This is a genomic window from Streptomyces sp. NBC_00258, from assembly GCF_036182465.1.
In the GTDB taxonomy this organism is placed as follows: domain Bacteria; phylum Actinomycetota; class Actinomycetes; order Streptomycetales; family Streptomycetaceae; genus Streptomyces.
In genome coordinates this window covers 5,977,707-5,994,456 of sequence record NZ_CP108081.1, presented here as the reverse complement: position 1 = coordinate 5,994,456, position 16,750 = coordinate 5,977,707, and the positions used below count along the sequence as shown (strand labels likewise).

Annotated in this window: 17 protein-coding genes; 10 read left to right on the top strand and 7 right to left on the bottom strand. The window is 70.4% G+C overall.

Annotation, left to right across the window (positions count from 1 at the left end; translation table 11 throughout):
* Positions 1–35: 35 nt before the first annotated feature.
* Positions 36–1,205 (bottom strand): class I SAM-dependent methyltransferase, encoded by a 1,170-nt coding sequence (locus tag OG718_RS26600; protein WP_328845354.1) that lies wholly within the window; start codon positions 1,203–1,205, stop codon positions 36–38.
* A gap of 364 nt (positions 1,206–1,569) precedes the next feature.
* Here OG718_RS26600 and OG718_RS26595 point away from each other — a divergent pair, with 364 nt between their 5' ends.
* Together OG718_RS26595 and OG718_RS26590 are read left to right on the top strand one after the other, a co-directional pair.
* A complete protein-coding gene (locus OG718_RS26595; protein WP_328845353.1) occupies positions 1,570–2,262 on the top strand; it encodes an RNA polymerase sigma factor in 693 nt (230 codons plus the stop codon).
* A complete protein-coding gene (locus OG718_RS26590) occupies positions 2,259–3,368 on the top strand; it encodes a CU044_5270 family protein (RefSeq protein WP_306938788.1) in 1,110 nt (369 codons plus the stop codon). The genes OG718_RS26595 and OG718_RS26590 overlap by 4 nt, the downstream gene beginning before the upstream one ends.
* A 21-nt stretch (positions 3,369–3,389) precedes the next feature.
* Here the strand turns inward: OG718_RS26590 and OG718_RS26585 are convergent, their stop codons facing one another.
* The 4 genes from OG718_RS26585 to OG718_RS26570 form a co-directional block, all read right to left on the bottom strand.
* On the bottom strand, positions 3,390–4,847 hold the full coding sequence (locus tag OG718_RS26585; RefSeq protein ID WP_143639466.1) for a sensor histidine kinase: 1,458 nt from the start codon (positions 4,845–4,847) through the stop codon (positions 3,390–3,392).
* A complete protein-coding gene (locus tag OG718_RS26580; protein WP_328845352.1) occupies positions 4,844–5,575 on the bottom strand; it encodes a response regulator transcription factor in 732 nt (243 codons plus the stop codon). The genes OG718_RS26585 and OG718_RS26580 overlap by 4 nt, the downstream gene beginning before the upstream one ends.
* 105 nt (positions 5,576–5,680) lie before the next feature.
* A complete protein-coding gene (locus OG718_RS26575; protein WP_328845351.1) occupies positions 5,681–5,866 on the bottom strand; it encodes a hypothetical protein in 186 nt (61 codons plus the stop codon).
* Positions 5,867–5,934: 68 nt separating this feature from the next.
* Positions 5,935–7,092: a S1C family serine protease gene (locus OG718_RS26570; RefSeq protein WP_328845350.1), complete on the bottom strand. Its 1,158-nt coding sequence runs from the start codon at positions 7,090–7,092 to the stop codon at positions 5,935–5,937.
* Positions 7,093–7,341: 249 nt separating this feature from the next.
* On the opposite strand from OG718_RS26570, the gene OG718_RS26565 reads away from it, so the two are divergent.
* Positions 7,342–9,099 carry a trypsin-like serine protease gene (locus tag OG718_RS26565; protein WP_328845349.1) on the top strand — a complete coding sequence of 586 codons (1,758 nt, stop codon included), beginning with the start codon at positions 7,342–7,344 and terminating at the stop codon, positions 9,097–9,099.
* 172 nt (positions 9,100–9,271) lie between these two features.
* On the opposite strand, the gene OG718_RS26560 is transcribed toward OG718_RS26565, so the two are convergent.
* Positions 9,272–10,294: a LacI family DNA-binding transcriptional regulator gene (locus OG718_RS26560; RefSeq protein ID WP_143639483.1), complete on the bottom strand. Its 1,023-nt coding sequence runs from the start codon at positions 10,292–10,294 to the stop codon at positions 9,272–9,274.
* A 23-nt stretch (positions 10,295–10,317) separates the two neighbouring features.
* Positions 10,318–11,142, bottom strand: a complete 825-nt coding sequence (locus OG718_RS26555) for a response regulator transcription factor (RefSeq protein WP_143639485.1) — start codon at positions 11,140–11,142, stop codon at positions 10,318–10,320.
* Between the two features lie 278 nt (positions 11,143–11,420).
* Here OG718_RS26555 and OG718_RS26550 point away from each other — a divergent pair, with 278 nt between their 5' ends.
* From OG718_RS26550 to OG718_RS26525, 7 genes are all read left to right on the top strand, one after another.
* Complete coding sequence (locus OG718_RS26550; RefSeq protein WP_143639487.1) at positions 11,421–12,314, top strand: alpha/beta hydrolase; 894 nt, start codon at positions 11,421–11,423, stop codon at positions 12,312–12,314.
* Between the two features lie 82 nt (positions 12,315–12,396).
* Positions 12,397–12,651, top strand: a complete 255-nt coding sequence (locus OG718_RS26545; RefSeq protein ID WP_143639489.1) for a MoaD/ThiS family protein — start codon at positions 12,397–12,399, stop codon at positions 12,649–12,651.
* Positions 12,652–12,658: 7 nt separating this feature from the next.
* Positions 12,659–13,972 carry a hypothetical protein gene (locus OG718_RS26540; RefSeq protein ID WP_328845348.1) on the top strand — a complete coding sequence of 438 codons (1,314 nt, stop codon included), beginning with the start codon at positions 12,659–12,661 and terminating at the stop codon, positions 13,970–13,972.
* A 328-nt stretch (positions 13,973–14,300) separates the two neighbouring features.
* A complete protein-coding gene (locus OG718_RS26535) occupies positions 14,301–15,068 on the top strand; it encodes an LmeA family phospholipid-binding protein (protein ID WP_143639493.1) in 768 nt (255 codons plus the stop codon).
* A gap of 254 nt (positions 15,069–15,322) precedes the next feature.
* Positions 15,323–15,403: a putative leader peptide gene (locus OG718_RS54450; protein WP_350310325.1), complete on the top strand. Its 81-nt coding sequence runs from the start codon at positions 15,323–15,325 to the stop codon at positions 15,401–15,403.
* Positions 15,404–15,560: 157 nt separating this feature from the next.
* Complete coding sequence (locus OG718_RS26530; RefSeq protein ID WP_143639494.1) at positions 15,561–16,400, top strand: sulfurtransferase; 840 nt, start codon at positions 15,561–15,563, stop codon at positions 16,398–16,400.
* 44 nt (positions 16,401–16,444) lie between these two features.
* Positions 16,445–16,732 (top strand): DUF1416 domain-containing protein, encoded by a 288-nt coding sequence (locus OG718_RS26525; protein ID WP_055617549.1) that lies wholly within the window; start codon positions 16,445–16,447, stop codon positions 16,730–16,732.
* Positions 16,733–16,750 lie beyond the last annotated feature (18 nt).

Genomic DNA, 16,750 nt, shown 5'->3' with positions numbered 1-16,750 from the left:
TGACCCGTACGGCTGCCGGAAGCGTCAGTCGGGGGTCAGTCGGGCGTCAGGCGCCACAGCGAGGTGACTTCGGCGGCCCGGGCGCGGTGGAGAGGGTCCGTGGTGTCCCGGGCCCGCGGGTGGTGAGGGCTCGTGTCGAGGCGGCCCGTCACGCGCAGGCCCGCCGAGCCGATGGCGGTCAGCAGTTCGGCGCGTGTTCTGAGGCCCAGGTGTTCCGCCAGGTCGGACAGGACGAGCCAGCCCTCGCCGCCCGGGCGGAGATGGTCGGCCAGGCCGTGCAGGAAGCCGTGGAGCATCGTGCCGTCCGGGTCGTACACGCCCTGCTCGACGGTCGAGGTCGGACGGGCGGGGAGCCAGGGCGGGTTGCAGACCACCAGGTCGGCGCGGCCGTCGGGGTAGAGGGCGGGGCCGCCGACCTCGACGCGGTCGGCGAGGCCCAGCCGGTCGGCGTTCTCGCGGGCGCACTCCAGGGCGCGCGGGCCGATGTCGGTGGCCACGACATGGGCGAGGCCCCGGCGGACCAGTACGGCGGCGAGCACCCCTGTTCCCGTACCCAGGTCGAATGCCCGGCCCCCGCGAGCGGCGGGGGGCAGCGGTGCCCGTGCGACCAGGTCGATGTACTCGCCTCTGACCGGGGAGAACACGCCGTAGTGGGGATGGATGCGGACGCCGTCCCCGAGGGCCGGTACCTCCACACCCTTCTCGCGCCACTGATGTGCCCCGATGACACCCAGCAGCTCCGTGAGGGAGACCGCCCGATCGCCTCGCGGGGGACCGTACGCCTCGGTGCACGCCCGGCGTACGTCCGGAGCCCGGCGCAGGGAGAGGGAGTGGTCGTCCTCCAGGAGTACGACGAGCTTGCCCAGTACGCGGGCGCGGTGGCCGCGGGCCCGGCGGTGGAGGCGGAAGGACTCGGCCGGTGCGGCATCGGGCCGGATGGGGCTCGACTTCCGGTCGATACGGCGGCTCATCGCCTGGAGCAGCCGGCGCGCGTTGTGGAAGTCGCCCCGCCACAGCAACGCCGTTCCCTCGCAGGCCAGTTGGTACGCGGTGGCGGCCTTCGTGCAGTCGTCGGCGACGACGACGCGACGGGGAGGGGGTGCAGCGCTCTCGGAGTGCCAGCGGGCGGAGAGCGACTGGGCTGCCGGGGCGGACCGGTCTTCGGACCAGTGGGTCGTGGGTGTTGTCGTAGGCGTCGTGGACACGACGTACTCCTCGTGTTCGAACGTGCGGTGGGCACGAAGAGCACTTCGACGAGGAGCCGGGGAAGTGGGGAAGCCGCCGTGCGTGGCAGACGGCCCGTCTCGCGGTGTCGCGCGGTACGACGGGCTCGTAGGTCGGGCAGGAAGGGGCTACCGCTCCCGCGTCGAAGCGCGGGAGGGGACGTCGCCGAGGACCAGACCTGGAACCATGCCGAGCATCGCGGTCAGCCTTTCGGAGAGATGATGCCCGAGACTCGCACGGTCTTCTCCGCACGGGCAAACCCGGACCCGCCTTTCCCTCCCTTGTGACGCAGCTCACGGGAAGGCGGCCCTTCCCGCCGTACAGCTCATAGAGGTGACCACTCATATGCGAACCCGGATACGGGCCGGGGATTCGAGCGCTTTCGCCGAACTCTTCGACGCGTACGCCCGTGCGGTCTACAACCACGCCTTCCGGCTGACCGCGGACTGGTCGACGGCCGAGGACGTGATGGCCGCGACCTTCATGGAGGCGTGGCGGCTGCGCGACAGGGTCGACCCGGAGGGCGGCTCGCTGCGGCCCTGGCTGCTGGGGATCGCCACGAACACGGCGCGCAACCAGTACCGCAGCAACCGGCGCTACCGCCGTGCCGCGAACGCCGCCGCGGCGGCCGAGTTCGCCGTGCCCGACCACGCCGAGGAGGTCGCCGACCGCGTCGACGACCGGCACCGTCTCGCCACGGCCCTCACCGCGCTCGCGACCCTGCGCAGACCGGAGCGCGAGGTCATCACGCTCTGCCTGGGGGAGGGCCTGGACTACGAGGCCGCGGCGGAGGCGCTCGGCATTCCCGTCGGCACGGTGGCCTCCCGCCTCTCCCGCGCCCGCAGGAAACTGCGCTCGATCGCCGAGGCACAGCTCGCCCTTCCTCAACTCGCCATGCAGCAAGGGGAGTTGGCGCGTCCCGCCGCCGACATCGCGTTCAAGGAAGTTCGCGAGAAACGGGAAGGCGCCCGCCCCGCACGACAGACAAGAGGCGATCACGTAAATGCGATCCGGCCCGCACAGGAAGGAAACCGATGAACGCGAACACGTCCCGGCAGCACCCTGCCGAGTGGGACCAGGACGCACAGCTCCTGTCCCAGACGGCGCGTGACCTGCCGACGGGCCGCCACCAGTTCCACAAGGAGCGTCTGATGGCCCAGATCCACGAGCAGGTCCAGCGGGAAGAGCACACGGCGACGGCGACGGCCCCTCAGAAGGCCCGGCGTTTCCGGCTGCCGCGCCCCGCGATCACGCTGCCCGCGATGGCGGCCGCCCTGTCCGCGGTGGTCATCGCCGGAGTGGTGACGGTCGGCGGCGACGGCAGCGGGGTACGGGACAGCGGTGTGGCCACCGGACCGGCCCTGACCACCGACGTCGGTACCGCGTCCGCGAAGGGCGTGCCCCAGCTGATCGACCAGATCTCGCTGGCGGCGGCCGAGGGCGACCACCCGACCGTCAAGCCCGGCCAGTACATCTACATCGAGTCCGTGCTGGCGGACACCTTCGTGAAGACCGTCGACGACAAGTCCAGCCTGGCCAGCCATGAACTGCACCGCAGGCAGATGTGGGAGTCCCCGGACGGCGTCAAGGGCTGGCTGATCGACCCCGCCGTCAACGACAGCCCCGAGGGCGAGACCCTGAGCCTGCCCGACGAGCAGGGCAACACCCCGAAGGCGCACCTGGGCGGCCCGTCGTACGACTACCTGACCAAGCTGACCACCGACCCCGACAAGCTGCTGGCCAAGATCTACAAGGAGACCAAGGGCCAGGGAAACACCCCCGACCAGCAGGCCTTCGCCACCATCGGTGACCTCCTCGCCGAGAGCTACCCGCCGGCCGAGCTCTACCCGGCGCTGTTCGAGGCCGCCGCCAAGATCCCGGGCGTCGTCGTGGTCGACGACGCGGTGGACGCCGCCGGTCGCCACGGGGTGGCGGTGGCCCGGCTGGACGAGACCAGCGGGCAGCGCGAGGAGTGGATCTTCGACAAGAAGACCCATGTCTATCTCGGTGCGCGCAATGTCCAGGTGAAGCAGCTCACGGAAGAGGGCGTCCTGATCAAGGCCGGCACGGTGAACTTCACCATGGCCATCAAGAACCGTGCAGTGGTCGACGGAATGAAGCAGACCCCGTCCCAGGCGGGCTGAGACCGGCCCCCGCGGGCCGCGTCAGTCCAGCGCGGGCGGCGGTGTCGGGGCGCCGGGCAACCGGATCGTCGCCACCGTGCCGCCGCCCTCGGCCGGGCTCAACGCCACGTCGCCGCCCGCCTGTTGGACCGTACGGGCCACGATGGACAGGCCGAGGCCGGAGCCGGGCAGGGCCCGTGCGCTGGGGGAGCGCCAGAAGCGGTCGAAGACGTGCGGGAGTTCGTCGGCGGGGATGCCCGGGCCGTGGTCCCGTACCGTCAGTTCGCCGTCCTTGAGGGTGACGTGGACCGTGCCGCCCTCGGGGCTGAACTTCACCGCGTTGTCGAGGATGTTCACCATGGCCCGCTCCAGCGCGGAGGGCTCCGCCCGTACGAACCAGGGGTCCACGTTCGCCGTGATCGTCAGCTCCGGGCCGCGCAGACGGGCCCGGCGCAGGGCCGCCTCCACGGTGTCCTGCAACGACACCACCTGCACACGGTCCGCCGGCGTCCCCGCGTCCGACCGCGACAGCGTCTGCAAGTCCCCGATCAGAACGGCCAGTTCCGTCATCTGCGCCTTGACGGAGGCGAGCAGCGCCTTGCGGTCCGCCTCGGGGATGGGCCGCCCCGTCTCCTCACTGCGGGTGAGCAGCTCGATGTTCGTACGGAGGGAGGTGAGGGGGGTTCGTAGTTCGTGACCGGCGTCCGCGATGAGCTGCTGCTGCAACTCGCGGGAGTTCGCCAGCGACGCCGTCATCGAGTTGAAGGAACGGGAGAGGCGGGCGATCTCGTCCTCGCTATCCTCGTCCACCGGGATGCGGATGCCCAAGTCCTCGGTGCGGGCCACGTGTTCGACGGCCTCGGTGAGCTTGTCGACCGGCCGCAGGCCCGCGCGGGCGACCGCGAGACCGGCGGCGCCTGCGCCCAGGACTCCGATGCCGGAGACGAGGAGAAGGATCAGGGCGAGGTCGTTGAGGGTGGCGTGGGTGTTCTTGAGGGGGAGGGCGATGAGGAGGGCGGCCTTGGAGGTGGTCTGCGTGTTCGGGTCGTTGACGGTCAGCCCCGGCAGGATCAGGACGCGTACTTCGTTGCCGTCCGAGTCGGTGCCGTTGCGCGAGGTGCCCTGAGAACTGTCCGCCTTCTTGATCAGGTCCTTGTCGCCCTGGGTGACATCGACCGAGCCTGCGGAGAACGGCAGGACACAGGGCGTGCCGTCCTCCATGACCACCTCGAAATAGGTGTTCCGGGGGCCGTTGTCGGTGTCCTGCGGGGCCGTGGTCTGCGTGCAGTTGGTGACCGCGGCCGAGGCCTGGGCCTCGATCCCCCGCATGCCGACCGACTTCTGCAGATCGGCGTCCACCTGCTCGTACAGCTTTCCCTGCACGAGGAACCAGCACGTCACCGAGACGGCCGCCACGGCGAACGCCACCGCTGCCGCGACCAGAAGCGACAGCCGGGTCCGGATCGGAAGGGAGGTGAACCGGCGTACTACGCGTTTCACTCCGCCCCACCCGACCGAAGCACATACCCCACACCCCGCACCGTGTGCACGAGGCGCGGCTCGCCGCCCGCCTCGGTCTTCCTGCGCAGGTACATCACGTACACGTCCAGCGAATTGGAGCTCGGCTCGAAGTCGAAGCCCCACACCGCCTTCAGGATCTGCTCGCGCGTGAGGACCTGGCGCGGATGGGCGAGGAACATCTCCAGCAGGGTGAACTCCGTACGGGTCAGCTCGACCGGCCGCCCACTCCGCGTGACCTCGCGCGTCGCGAGGTCCATGCGCAGGTCGCCGAAGGTGAGCGCGTCGTCCGCGGGGGCGCCGACCGCCGCGGCCGCGTAGGAGCTGCGGCGCAGCAGGGCCCGTACGCGGGCGAAGAGTTCGTCGAGTTCGAAGGGCTTGACCAGATAGTCGTCGGCGCCGGCGTCGAGGCCGGTGACGCGGTCGCCGACCGTGTCGCGGGCGGTCAGCATGAGGATCGGCGTAGTGGTGCCCGCGCCGCGCATCCGGCGGGCGGCGGTCAGGCCGTCCATCCGGGGCATCTGGATGTCGAGGACGACCAGGTCGGGCCGGTACACCGTGGACTTCTCCAGGGCGTCCGCGCCGTCGACGGCGACCTCGGTGTCGTAACCCTCGAAGGCGAGGCTGCGCTGGAGTGCTTCACGCACGGCCGGCTCGTCGTCGACGATCAGGATGCGCTGGGGTTCACGGTCGCCTTCGGCGGGGCTCATCGCGGTCAGTTCCTCGGGTGCGGTGGGACGTGGTCGGGGCGCTGTCAGCCTCGCACGTTCAGGGCTTTTCTCGTAGCGCCCGCCGGGCCGTGAGCCCGGCAGGGATCAGCCTCGTACGGCCCGGCGGGTGCGGGCGCCGGCACCCCGGCGGGCGCCGCGCGGAGCGGCAGCGGCGGCCAGCTCGGGCGCACGGGGCGCCGGCGCGTGGAGCTCGTACGCCACTTCGAGGGCCAGGGCGAAGGAGGCCGGGTCGGCGCCCGTGAGGGTGTGGGAGACGTTCCTGATCTTCATGACGAACTCCGGGTCGGTGCGAAGGGAGTGAGTCGGAGGAGGTGATTCGGAGGGGTGCGGGCGGAGGGTCAGCTGTCGGAGCCGCCGGCCCGCAGGGTGTCCAGGTCGGCCTTGACGGTGTTGATCGGGATGGCGAACCCGAGACCCACGCTGCCGGCGCTCGACGAGGTGGCGTCCGCGGCGGAGTACATCGCGGAGTTGATGCCGATGATGTTGCCGTTCATGTCGATCAGCGCGCCGCCGGAATTGCCCGGGTTGAGGGACGCGTCGGTCTGGAGGGCCTTGTACGTGGTCGTGGACGAGCCGGTGTCGCCGTTGAACTCCTGGCCGCCGAACTCGAACGGCCACTGACCGCTGCCGCCGCCCTGCTGTTGCTGCTGCTGGCCCTGGCTCTCGTCCGTGGAGACGGTGACGTCACGGTTGAGCGCGGAGACGATGCCGCTGGTGACCGTGCCGGTCAGGCCCTCGGGGGAGCCGATCGCCACGACCTGGTCGCCGACCTTGACGCCCGTGGAGTCGCCGAGCGTCGCGACCGTCAGACCGGACGGCGCGTCCTCCAGCTTGATCAGTGCGAGGTCCTTCTTGCTGTCGGTGCCGACGACCTTCGCGGTGTACGACTTGCCGTTGCTCAGCTGCACCTTGATCTCGGAGGCGCCCGAGACGACGTGGTTGTTGGTGATGATCTGGCCGCCGCTGGTGATGATCACGCCGGAACCGGTGGACTGGCCGGCGTTCGAGGTGGCGCTGATCTCGACGATGCTCGGGCTGACCGCCTTGGCGACCCCGGCGACGGTGCCCTTCTCGCTGGTGGGCACGACGCTGGTGCTGGTGCTGCTGGTCGCCACCGTGTCGCTGCCGGTCAGCTCCTGGAAGGCGTACGCGGTGCCGCCGCCCACGGCCGCGGCGGCTATCGCGACGGCGGCGAGCAGCGCCAGCGGACCCTTGGCGCGCTTGCGGGGAGCGGCGGGAGCGGGGGAGACGGGCTCGGTGAGGAGTGCGGTGGGAGCGGCGCCCTGCTGCGCCGGCTCGTACGCCGGCGGGGGCGGCCACTCCGGGTTCACGGAGGAGGCGGAGGGGTTGGAGTAGTCGGAGGAGGAGCTCGCGGGGTGCGCGGGGGCGTACGGCTGCTGGGGGTACGCGGACTGCTGCGCGTCGCCCTGCGTGTACGCGGACTGCTGCTGGTCGCCCTGGGGGTACTCGCCGCTGCGGCGGAAGCTCTCGGTCATGACTCAGACTCTGACGCCCGACCATGAGAGCTCCCTGAGTGCTCCCTGAGAAGCCCGACAGAACCGCGTATGCCCGATATAAGGGCGCCGGAGGCCGCTGGAATCGGTGAAACAGGGGGTTGCGGCACGGTGATGTGAGGGAAGCGGCGGACGAATACTTGTCGGACCGCTGTGAAGGACGTGTGCAACGAGAAACGAGGGGCGCAATCTTGGTGGGTTCACGACACACCACCACCTCAGGAGCCCTGAGTGATACGTGCCCTGCGCGACCGTTGGAGACGCCCCGCCACGGCGTTCCCCGCGGCCGCTCTCGCGCTGGCGCTGAGTTGCGCCGGCGTCCTCGCGGCCCAGCCCGCGACAGCGGCGGACGACCCCACCGGGGGTCTGCCCGACGCGAACCTCTCGCAGCCCGCGAAACCGGCCGCCTCCGCAAAGGAGCTGCGCGACCGGATCGTCGCGGCGGCGAAGGCGACCGGCGAGGCCCCCGCGGACGCCTCGCCCAGCAAGTCCCCGTTCATCATCGGCGGCGGTGAGACCACCATCGCCAGTGCCCCGTGGATGGTCCAGCTCGGCTACTCCGACCCGGCCACCGGCGACGGCTACTTCTGCGGCGGCACCCTCGTCGCCCCGAACAAGGTCCTCACGGCCGCCCACTGCGTCGCGGGCCTCGACTGGGTGGGCAACGGCGCCGTCCTGGCCGGCACCACCGACCTCGACGACTACGCCACCGGCACCCCCGCGGGCGTCTTCCGCCAGTGGACCCACCCCCGCTACAACGACGCCACCGCCCAGAACGACATCGCGGTGCTCACCCTGGACCGCCCGCTGGAACAGCAGTGGCTGCGGCTGGCCGCGTCCGACGACAGCGCGCTCTACAAGGCCGGCACCGCGGCCACCGTCTACGGCTGGGGCCTGACCTCCGGCGCAGAGGACGCCACCCTCTCGACGAAGCTGAAGAAGGCGAGCCTGCCGCTGGTCGCCGACGCGACCTGCAACAGCGCCATGCAGGCGGTCCTCGGCGACGACGAGTTCATCGAGGGATCGATGACCTGCGCGGGCACCCCCGCGACCGGCGCCGACGAGGGCACCGACAGCCCCTGCAACGGCGACTCCGGCGGCCCCCTGGTCGTCGGCAACAAGATCGTCGGCATCGTCTCCTGGGGCGTGGCGGGCTGCACAGGCAAGGGTGCCTACCCGGTCTTCACCAAGGTCAGCTCCTACGCATGGGCGGCCCAGCCGCGCGTCGACGACACCGACGTGTCGTACGACGGCCGCGCCGACCTGCTGGCCCGCACGCCCTCGGGTGGCCTCTTCCAGCAGAACAGCAACGGCACCTCGCTCGCGCAGCGCGCCTATCAGGGCAACGGCTGGCAGACCGCCACCTGGGTCCTCCAGGCCGACCTGGACCGGGACTTCTACCAGGACCTGATCGTCCGCGACAAGACCGACGGCAAGCTGTACCGCAGCTACATGGACCACGCCGCCGGCGACTGGACCTGGATGCAGATCAGCTCGGTCTGGGGCGGTTACAAGTCGTACGCGATCCCCGGCGACATGACGGGCGACGCCCGCCCGGACCTGCTCGCGGTGGACGCCGACGGCTCGGTCTACCTCTACCCGGGACGCGGCAACGGCCAGTTCTACGGCAAGGTCAAGGTCGTCAGCGGCTCCTGGAAGAACGTGAAGATCTTCGGCCACGGCGATCTCTCGGGCGACGGCAAGCCCGACCTCCTCGTCCGCTCCACGGACGGCACCCTCTGGCTCTACCGCGGCACCGGCAAGGAGAAGACCCCCTGGTCGGCCCGTATCAAGGCTCGCACCGGCTGGAACTTCACCTCGTACGTCTCCAACGGCGACGTGACGGGCGACGGCGTGGCCGACATCATGACCCGCGACTCGGGCGGCACGCTCTGGCTCTACAAGGGCACGAACAAGGCGTCCACCGACCTCTTCGCGCCCCGCACCAGCCTGGGAACGGGCTTCAACCAGTACAACTTGCTGTTCTAGGGATCCGAGAACACGCACCAGCCCTCGCTACTCGGCGAGGGCCGGCTTTCCAGGGGCGCGGGGAGCTGCCTGCTTTCATGGGCGCCGGGAGCTGCCCGCTTTTTAGGGGCGCGGGGAACTGCGCGACCAGCCCCCACGCACCCGCAGCCAACCAACAACCCACCCGGCGGAGCTACTCACACCCGCAAGACCGCCGCACGACCAACTGGGACGGGAACAACTTCAACCGCTCCCGCCGAGCGCCGGCGACCCGCAGCCCGTCGTCGAGCACGAGGTCGACCGCCGCACGGGCCATCCCGGAGCGGTCGGAGGCGACCGTGGTCAGCGGCGGATCGGTGAGCGCCGCTTCCTTGACGTCGTCGAAGCCGGCCACCGCCAGCTCGCCCGGTACGTCGATGCGCAGCTCGCGCGCGGCACGCAGGACACCGATCGCCTGGTCGTCGGTGGAGCAGAAGATCGCCGGCGGACGGTCGGGACCGGACAGCAGCTGAAGCCCCACCTGATAGGCGTCGTAACGGTTGTACGGGGCCTCGAAGAGCCGCCCCTCCGTGGGGATCCCCGCCTCCTGCATCGCCCGGCGCCAGCCCTCGACGTGGTCGGAGACCGGGTCGCCGACGGAGGGGGTCTCCGCGGTGCCGCCGAGACAGGCGACGTACGCGTAACCGTGTTCGATGAGGTGACGGGTGGCGAGCTGGGCGCCGCCTATGTCGTCCGTGACGACCGCGACGTCGTCGATCAGCTCGGGCCGCTCGTGCAGGAGCACCACCCGGGCGTCCCACGCCTCGATCTCGGCGGCGGCCTGGTTGTTGAGCGCGTGGCTGACCAGGATCAGCCCGGAGACCCGCATGCCGAGGAAGGCCCGCAGATAGTGGACCTCGCGCTCGGCCACGTAGTCGGAGTTGCCGACCAGCACCATTTTCCCGCGCTCGGCCGCGGCCTGCTCGACCGCGTGCGCCATCTCCCCGAAGAAGGGCTGGCGCGCGTCCGGCACGATCATGCCTATGAGGTCGGTCCGCCGCGACGCCATGGCCTGGGCGACCCGGTCGGGGCGGTACGACAGCTCCTTGATCGCGGCGAGGACACGCTCGCGCGTGGCCGGGGCGACCGGCCGGGGTCCGTTGTTGATGACGTAACTGACGACGGCAGTCGACGTCCCTGCCAGCCGTGCTACGTCATCCCGAGTCACCTTGGCCACGCGCGGAGTCTACGCGGATGGACCTACCTCTGTGCAGGTCGTACGGGCTCCTGTGCCTCCACCGTGACCTCGGCGGTCTCGGTGGCGTCGAGGTGTGCCGACTCGTCCGTATTCCCGCTGCTCTCCGGCTCCGGCTGGGCCGCCTTGGCCTTCGCCCCGTCCGTAGCGCGGTCCGCCTTCTCCGGGGTGACGAAGCGGTAGCCGACGTTGCGGACGGTCCCGATCAGCGACTCGTGCTCGGGTCCGAGCTTCGCCCGCAGCCGTCGTACGTGGACGTCGACGGTCCGCGTGCCACCGAAGTAGTCGTAGCCCCAGACCTCCTGGAGCAGCTGGGCGCGCGTGAAGACACGGCCCGGGTGCTGCGCCAGGTACTTCAGGAGCTCGAACTCCTTGAAGGTGAGGTCGAGGACCCGGCCCTTGAGCTTGGCGGAGTAGGTCGCCTCGTCGACCGACAGGTCGCCGTTGCGGATCTCCATGGGGGAGTCGTCGTTGACGATCTGCTGGCGGCCCATGGCCAGCCGCAGCCGTGCCTCGACCTCCGCCGGACCTGCGGTGTCGAGCAGGACGTCGTCGATGCCCCAGTCGGCGGTGACGGCCGCGAGACCGCCCTCCGTGACGACGAGGATGAGGGGACAGCCGGGCCCGGTGGACCGCAGCAGCTGGCAGAGGCTGCGGACCTGTGGCAGGTCGCGCCGCCCGTCGATCAGGATGACGTCGGCACCAGGGGTGTCGACGAGAGCGGGGCCCTCCGCCGGAGCCACGCGCACGTTGTGCAGCAGCAGACCGAGAGCGGGAAGCACCTCCGTCGACGGCTGGAGAGCATTGGTAAGGAGCAGCAGAGAACTCATCGCGCCCCACCTGCCTGGGTCGTCACACGGTCTTGCACGGTTTGCTTGCCCATAACGTCTGGTTCCTCCTCGGTCCCTGCGAGGACGTTTGCGGCACTGCTTCGTACTGCTCGCGGCTCCCGCGCCCCTGGGCGCCGCAATTGCGCTCTGACATCGCACTTCCTGTCGCGATATTTCCCCTGGGAGTCGTATACAGCGTTCGTATACAACGCTCCAGAAAGCGCAAAAGGACCCGGGGGCTTCGCTGCCCGAGTCCTCTGCCCAGCAGAATAGCCCACATGAACCTAGGTCCGGCAGGTCATGTGACGCGATCTTTGATTCGTCCACGCCTTGAGACAACCCTGCGGCCACCTCGGCGCAGATCTCTGCGCACGGTCGACGGGGTCACGATCGATGCCGCGTACGACCCCGGAAGGGGTACGTCCGACACCGCGGACGACGTCCTGGGCGATGTCTCCGGTGACCTCGCCATCGTCGTCGCGCACGGCTTCACGGGCGACCTGGAGCGGCCGCACGTACGGCGGGCGGCGACCGCTTTCACGCAGTACGGGGCCGTCGTCACGTTCTCGTTCCGGGGCCATGGGGCCTCCGGCGGGCGTTCGACGGTCGGCGACCGCGAGGTGCTCGATCTCGCGGCGGCGGTGGAGTGGGCACGAGAGCTCGGTCACACCCGGGTGGCCACGGTCGGTTTCTCGATGGGCGGGTCGGTCGTCCTGCGGCACGCGGCCATCAATTCGGCCGGTGGCGAGGAGCACGAGGGGCGCACGGGAGCGCATACGGACGCGGTGGTTTCGGTCAGCGCACCCGCTCGCTGGTACTACCGGGGCACGGCCCCTATGCGCCGCCTGCACTGGCTGGTAACGCGCCCGACGGGCCGTGCCGTCGGCCGCTACGGCCTGCGCACCCGAATCCACCACCGCGAGTGGGACCCCGTCCCCTCCTCCCCGGTGGAGTCGGTCCCGCTGATCGCGCCCACGCCGTTGCTGATCGTCCACGGTGAGCAGGACGGCTACTTCCCGGTGGACCACCCCCGGATGCTGGCCGACGCCTCCGACGGCCACGCCGAGCTGTGGCTGGAGCCGGGAATGGGTCACGCGGAGAACGCGGCGGACGACGCGCTGCTGGCCCGCATCGGGCAATGGGCGGCGGGGGCGGCAGCGCCCGCGGGCTAGCCTTGGCGGTGCTTGTCAGCTTGTCACCCATTCACCGACCGACGGCCGACCGTCGACCGAGGAATCAGGAATCAGGATTCAGATGGCAAAGGGCACGGTGCGTTACTGGGCCGCCGCCAAGGCCGCAGCGGGCGTCGCCGAGGAGCCGTACGAGGCGGAGACCCTCGCGGACGCGCTCGACGCGGCACGCGAGCGACACCCCGGCGAACTCGTCCGCGTCCTGCGGCGATGCTCGTTCCTCATCGACGGTGACCCCGTGGGCACCCGCGGACATGAGACGGTACGGCTGGCCGAGGGCGGCACGGTCGAAGTGCTCCCGCCGTTCGCAGGAGGGTGACGGGACCATGAGCAACCAGCCGTACGAGGGGAACGGGAACGGGCCGTACGAGGGCCACGACCCCTACCAGCAGCAGCAACAACAACAGCAGCCGCCGTCCGGGTGGCCCGGCCATCAGCAGCAGTACGAGGCCGACGCCGACCCCGACCAGCAGCAGTACACCCAGCAGTGGGAGGGCCAGACCTGGGAGACCCAGGTCCAGCCGCCGATCACGCCCACCGCACCGGCACCGGCCGCGGACACGGCGTACTTGCCGCAGCAGACTCCGCACGGGCCGGGGGCCCAGCAGTACGCGGCTCAGTACGGCGCTCAAGGCGCTCAGGGCGGTCAGTACGGCGTCACGGGCCAGCCGATGCCGGCGGCGGAGACGGGTTGGAACCAGGCGGGACAGCCGCAGGGCTACCCGGGCTCGCAGGGACCCCAAGGTCATCAGGGCCATCAGGGCTACGGAAGCCGGCCGCCTGAGCCCGGCGCATCGGCTCCCGCGCCGGCCGCGGCTTCCGCTTCCGCCTCCGGCTCCGCGCCTGAGTACGGTCCGCCCACCGTCACCGGGAACCCCCGCCTCACCGCTGCCCAGCGGGCCCGTGCGGAGGGGCGTTCGCCGATCATCGAGCCCGGCCTGCAGCCGGCCGCGCTGACGGCGGTCCTCGGACTGCTGCTCGCCGGGGCTGCGGCCGTCGGGGAGTACGCACTGGCCGTACCGCTCGTGATCCTCCAGGCCGTGACCGCGGCGGGCTGGTTCCGGCTGAACGGGATGTGGCCCGCCAGGCAGGGCATCGCGCTCGCCTTCGCGGGGGCGCTCACCTCGGACGTCGCGCTGCTCGCGGCCGGGCGGGACAACGCGCCCGCCGCGATCCTCGGCACGCTCGGTGTCTGGGTCCTGCTGACCCTGGTCCTCCAGCTCCGCAGCCATGCGTCGCCGGACGAGCGGATGCAGGGGCTGATGGCCACGGTCGCCTCGGCGGCGCTGGCCATCGTCGCGACGGGGCACCTGGCGGCTGAGCCCGACGCGGTGACGGCGGGGGCGGTGGCGGTCGGGTTGGCGGTACTGGCCCGTGCGCTGCCTCTGCCGACGGTGGTCTCGGTGGCTGTGGCACTGGCGGCGGGGGCGGGAGCCGGGGCTGTGACGGGCGGGCTGACCGACCTCGGCGCGTCGTCGGGGGCGCTCCTCGGCGCGGGCGCCGCCGTCTGCGCCCTCATCGGCCACCGCGTCGCCAGCTACGACTACCCGTCCCGCTTCGTCCACTTCACCGCGGGCGTGGCCCTCCCCCTGGCCGTAGCGGCCCCGGCGATCTACGTACTGGGCCGGGCGCTGGCCTGACGAGGACGTTTCTCGCCCCCGCCGCCCCTACCCATTCCCGTCCCTTTTCGGGGGCTGGCCCCCGAACCCCCGCTCCTCAAACGCCGGAGGGGCTGACTACCAGCCCGTCCGGCGTTTGAGGACGAGGCCGTTCAGGCCGACAGCGGGGGTCTGGGGGCGGAGCCCCCAGGGACGGGACGGGTAGGGGCGGCGGGGGCGAGGAAAAGCCCTGGTCGCGGCGTCACCCCTGTCACAGCTGATCGACAACTCCCCCCGTCCCCCCGGCCGGAGGCACCGGCAGGGTTACTCTCGCGCCAGGAGACCGCCAAGGTGGGGGAACACGTAAACCATGCGAGCACTGCGAATACTTCTGATCGTGACCGTCATCCTCGGCGGCCTCTTCATCATCGCCGACCGCGTCGCCGTCGGCTTCGCCGAGGACGAGGCAGCGGACAGGCTGAAGACCAACGAGGGCCTGGCCACCACCCCCAGCGTCTCGATCAAGGGCTTCCCCTTCCTCACCCAGGTCGTCGGCGGCGAACTGGACGAGGTCGAGGTCGGCATCAAGAACTACGACGCCGACACGAGCGGCGCCACCGGCGGCACGGGCACCGCCAACGGCACCGCCCCGGACAAGATCCGTATCGACGACCTCACCGCCCAGATGCGAGGCGTCGCGTTCTCCGGCGACTACAGCTCCGCGAAGGCCGCCTCGGCGACCGGCACGGCGACGATCTCGTACGACGAACTCCTCAAGGCGGCGAAGGCCGAACCCGTGGACGTCGCGAACGGAGTCACCGCCAAGGTCGTCGGCCTCTCCGACGGCGGCAACGGCAAGATCAAGGTCGAGGTGGAGGCCACGGTGCTCGGCACCAAGCTCCCCCGCCCGGTCTCCGTGCTCAGCTCGGTCAGCGTCAAGGGCGACACCGTCCAGGTGCAGGCGGACTCCCTCCCCAACCTGGGCGTCCAGCTCGCCGAGGACCGGGTCCGCCTGATCACCGACTTCCGGCAGCAGATCGACGGCCTGCCCGGCGGCATCAAGCTCGACAAGGTCGAGGCGGCACCGAAGGGCGTCGACATCACGGTGAAGGGTTCGGACGTCAGCCTGGTCGGGTAGGGAGTCAGGGGCATCCGGCCACCCACCTGGACGAACCCCCGACTCGATCGAGTGCTCGTACGAGCAGCCGTCCGAAAGGCGAGACACCCCCGTCCGCACAGCAGATGTGCGAGAGATGTGACGACGGCCGCAACCCTTCCGGAGCCGGGAGAAAACGGGCCGAGCACCCTCCTCATCCCACATCCCGGACGATCGCGTCTCAGAATACGACACACCGGTGACATGCCCGCCCGTCCGTCCCTACGATCGACGTCATGAAGCGACAGGCGGATCTCACGAAGCGGCGGGCAGTAGACCTGTGCCGCGTCGCCGCCATGCTCTGTCGCACTTTCTGAGCGGAAGCGCCGTACTTCCGCGAGCCGGGCCCTTCGACCTCTCTCGTCGGGGCCACCCCTGCGCCGCGTACGCCATCGCAGCCATGACCGTCGAGCGCGTACCCGCAGCCCTTTCTGACGCAACGCCCCGCCGCAACTGCCCCGGAGGAGAACGAGCATGAGCCGCAGCGACGTCCTGGTAGACGCCGACTGGGTCCAGGACCACCTGGACGACCCCAGCGTGGCCATCGTCGAGGTCGACGAGGACACGTCCGCGTACGAGAAGAACCACATCCGCAACGCGATCCGGATCGACTGGACCAAGGACCTCCAGGACCCGGTCCGCCGTGACTTCGTCGACCAGGCCGGCTTCGAGAAGCTCCTGTCGGAGAAGGGCATCGGCAACGACACGCTGGTCGTCCTCTACGGCGGCAACAACAACTGGTTCGCGTCCTACGCCTACTGGTACTTCAAGCTGTACGGCCACGAGAACGTGAAGCTCCTCGACGGCGGCCGCAAGAAGTGGGAGCTCGACTCCCGCGACCTGGTCGCCGAGGTGCCCACCCGCGCCGCGACCGACTACAAGGCGAAGGCCCAGAACACCGCGATCCGCGCCTTCCGCGACGACGTCGTGGCGGCCATCGGTTCGCAGAACCTGGTCGACGTGCGTTCGCCCGACGAGTTCAGCGGCAAGCTGCTCGCGCCGGCCCACCTTCCGCAGGAGCAGTCGCAGCGTCCGGGCCACGTCCCGTCCGCGCGCAACATCCCGTGGTCGAAGAACGCCAACGACGACGGCACCTTCAAGTCGGACGACGAGCTCAAGGAGCTCTACGCCGAGGAGCAGGTCGACCTGGCGAAGGACACCATCGCGTACTGCCGTATCGGTGAGCGTTCCGCGCTCACCTGGTTCGTGCTGCACGAGCTGCTCGGTGTCGAGAACGTCAAGAACTACGACGGCTCGTGGACCGAGTACGGCTCCCTCGTCGGTGTGCCGATCGAGCTCGGCGCCAACAAGTAACCCAAGAACCCAAGGCCTGAAGGACTGAAGGACGGAAACGAAACATGTGTGGAGCGAAGGCCGGCGGCCCGGACGCCTCGACGATCAAGCCCGGTGAGACCACCATCCAGGGTCAGGTGACCAAGGACGGTGAGCCGGTGGTGGGCTATGTCCGCCTCCTGGACTCGACCGGCGAGTTCACCGCCGAGGTCCCGACCTCGGCGACCGGACAGTTCCGCTTCTACGCGGCCGAGGGCACCTGGACCGTCCGCGCCCTCGTTCCCGGCGGCACGGCCGACCGCACGGTGGTCGCCCAGACCGGCGGTCTGGCCGAGGTGGCCATCACCGTCTGAACCCGTCTCCGTCTGAAC

Bases quoted from the DNA above. Each gene is read 5' to 3' on its own strand.
- OG718_RS26595 (WP_328845353.1), top strand. From the start codon at position 1,570: ATGCGAACCCGGATACGGGCCGGGGATTCGAGCGCTTTCGCCGAACTC.
- OG718_RS26590 (WP_306938788.1), top strand. From the start codon at position 2,259: ATGAACGCGAACACGTCCCGGCAGCACCCTGCCGAGTGGGACCAGGAC.
- OG718_RS26580 (WP_328845352.1), bottom strand. From the start codon at position 5,575: ATGAGCCCCGCCGAAGGCGACCGTGAACCCCAGCGCATCCTGATCGTC.
- OG718_RS26575 (WP_328845351.1), bottom strand. From the start codon at position 5,866: ATGAAGATCAGGAACGTCTCCCACACCCTCACGGGCGCCGACCCGGCC.
- OG718_RS26570 (WP_328845350.1), bottom strand. From the start codon at position 7,092: ATGACCGAGAGCTTCCGCCGCAGCGGCGAGTACCCCCAGGGCGACCAG.
- OG718_RS26555 (WP_143639485.1), bottom strand. From the start codon at position 11,142: ATGAGTTCTCTGCTGCTCCTTACCAATGCTCTCCAGCCGTCGACGGAG.
- OG718_RS26550 (WP_143639487.1), top strand. From the start codon at position 11,421: ATGAACCTAGGTCCGGCAGGTCATGTGACGCGATCTTTGATTCGTCCA.
- OG718_RS26545 (WP_143639489.1), top strand. From the start codon at position 12,397: ATGGCAAAGGGCACGGTGCGTTACTGGGCCGCCGCCAAGGCCGCAGCG.
- OG718_RS26540 (WP_328845348.1), top strand. From the start codon at position 12,659: ATGAGCAACCAGCCGTACGAGGGGAACGGGAACGGGCCGTACGAGGGC.
- OG718_RS26535 (WP_143639493.1), top strand. From the start codon at position 14,301: ATGCGAGCACTGCGAATACTTCTGATCGTGACCGTCATCCTCGGCGGC.
- OG718_RS54450 (WP_350310325.1), top strand. From the start codon at position 15,323: ATGAAGCGACAGGCGGATCTCACGAAGCGGCGGGCAGTAGACCTGTGC.
- OG718_RS26530 (WP_143639494.1), top strand. From the start codon at position 15,561: ATGAGCCGCAGCGACGTCCTGGTAGACGCCGACTGGGTCCAGGACCAC.
- OG718_RS26525 (WP_055617549.1), top strand. From the start codon at position 16,445: ATGTGTGGAGCGAAGGCCGGCGGCCCGGACGCCTCGACGATCAAGCCC.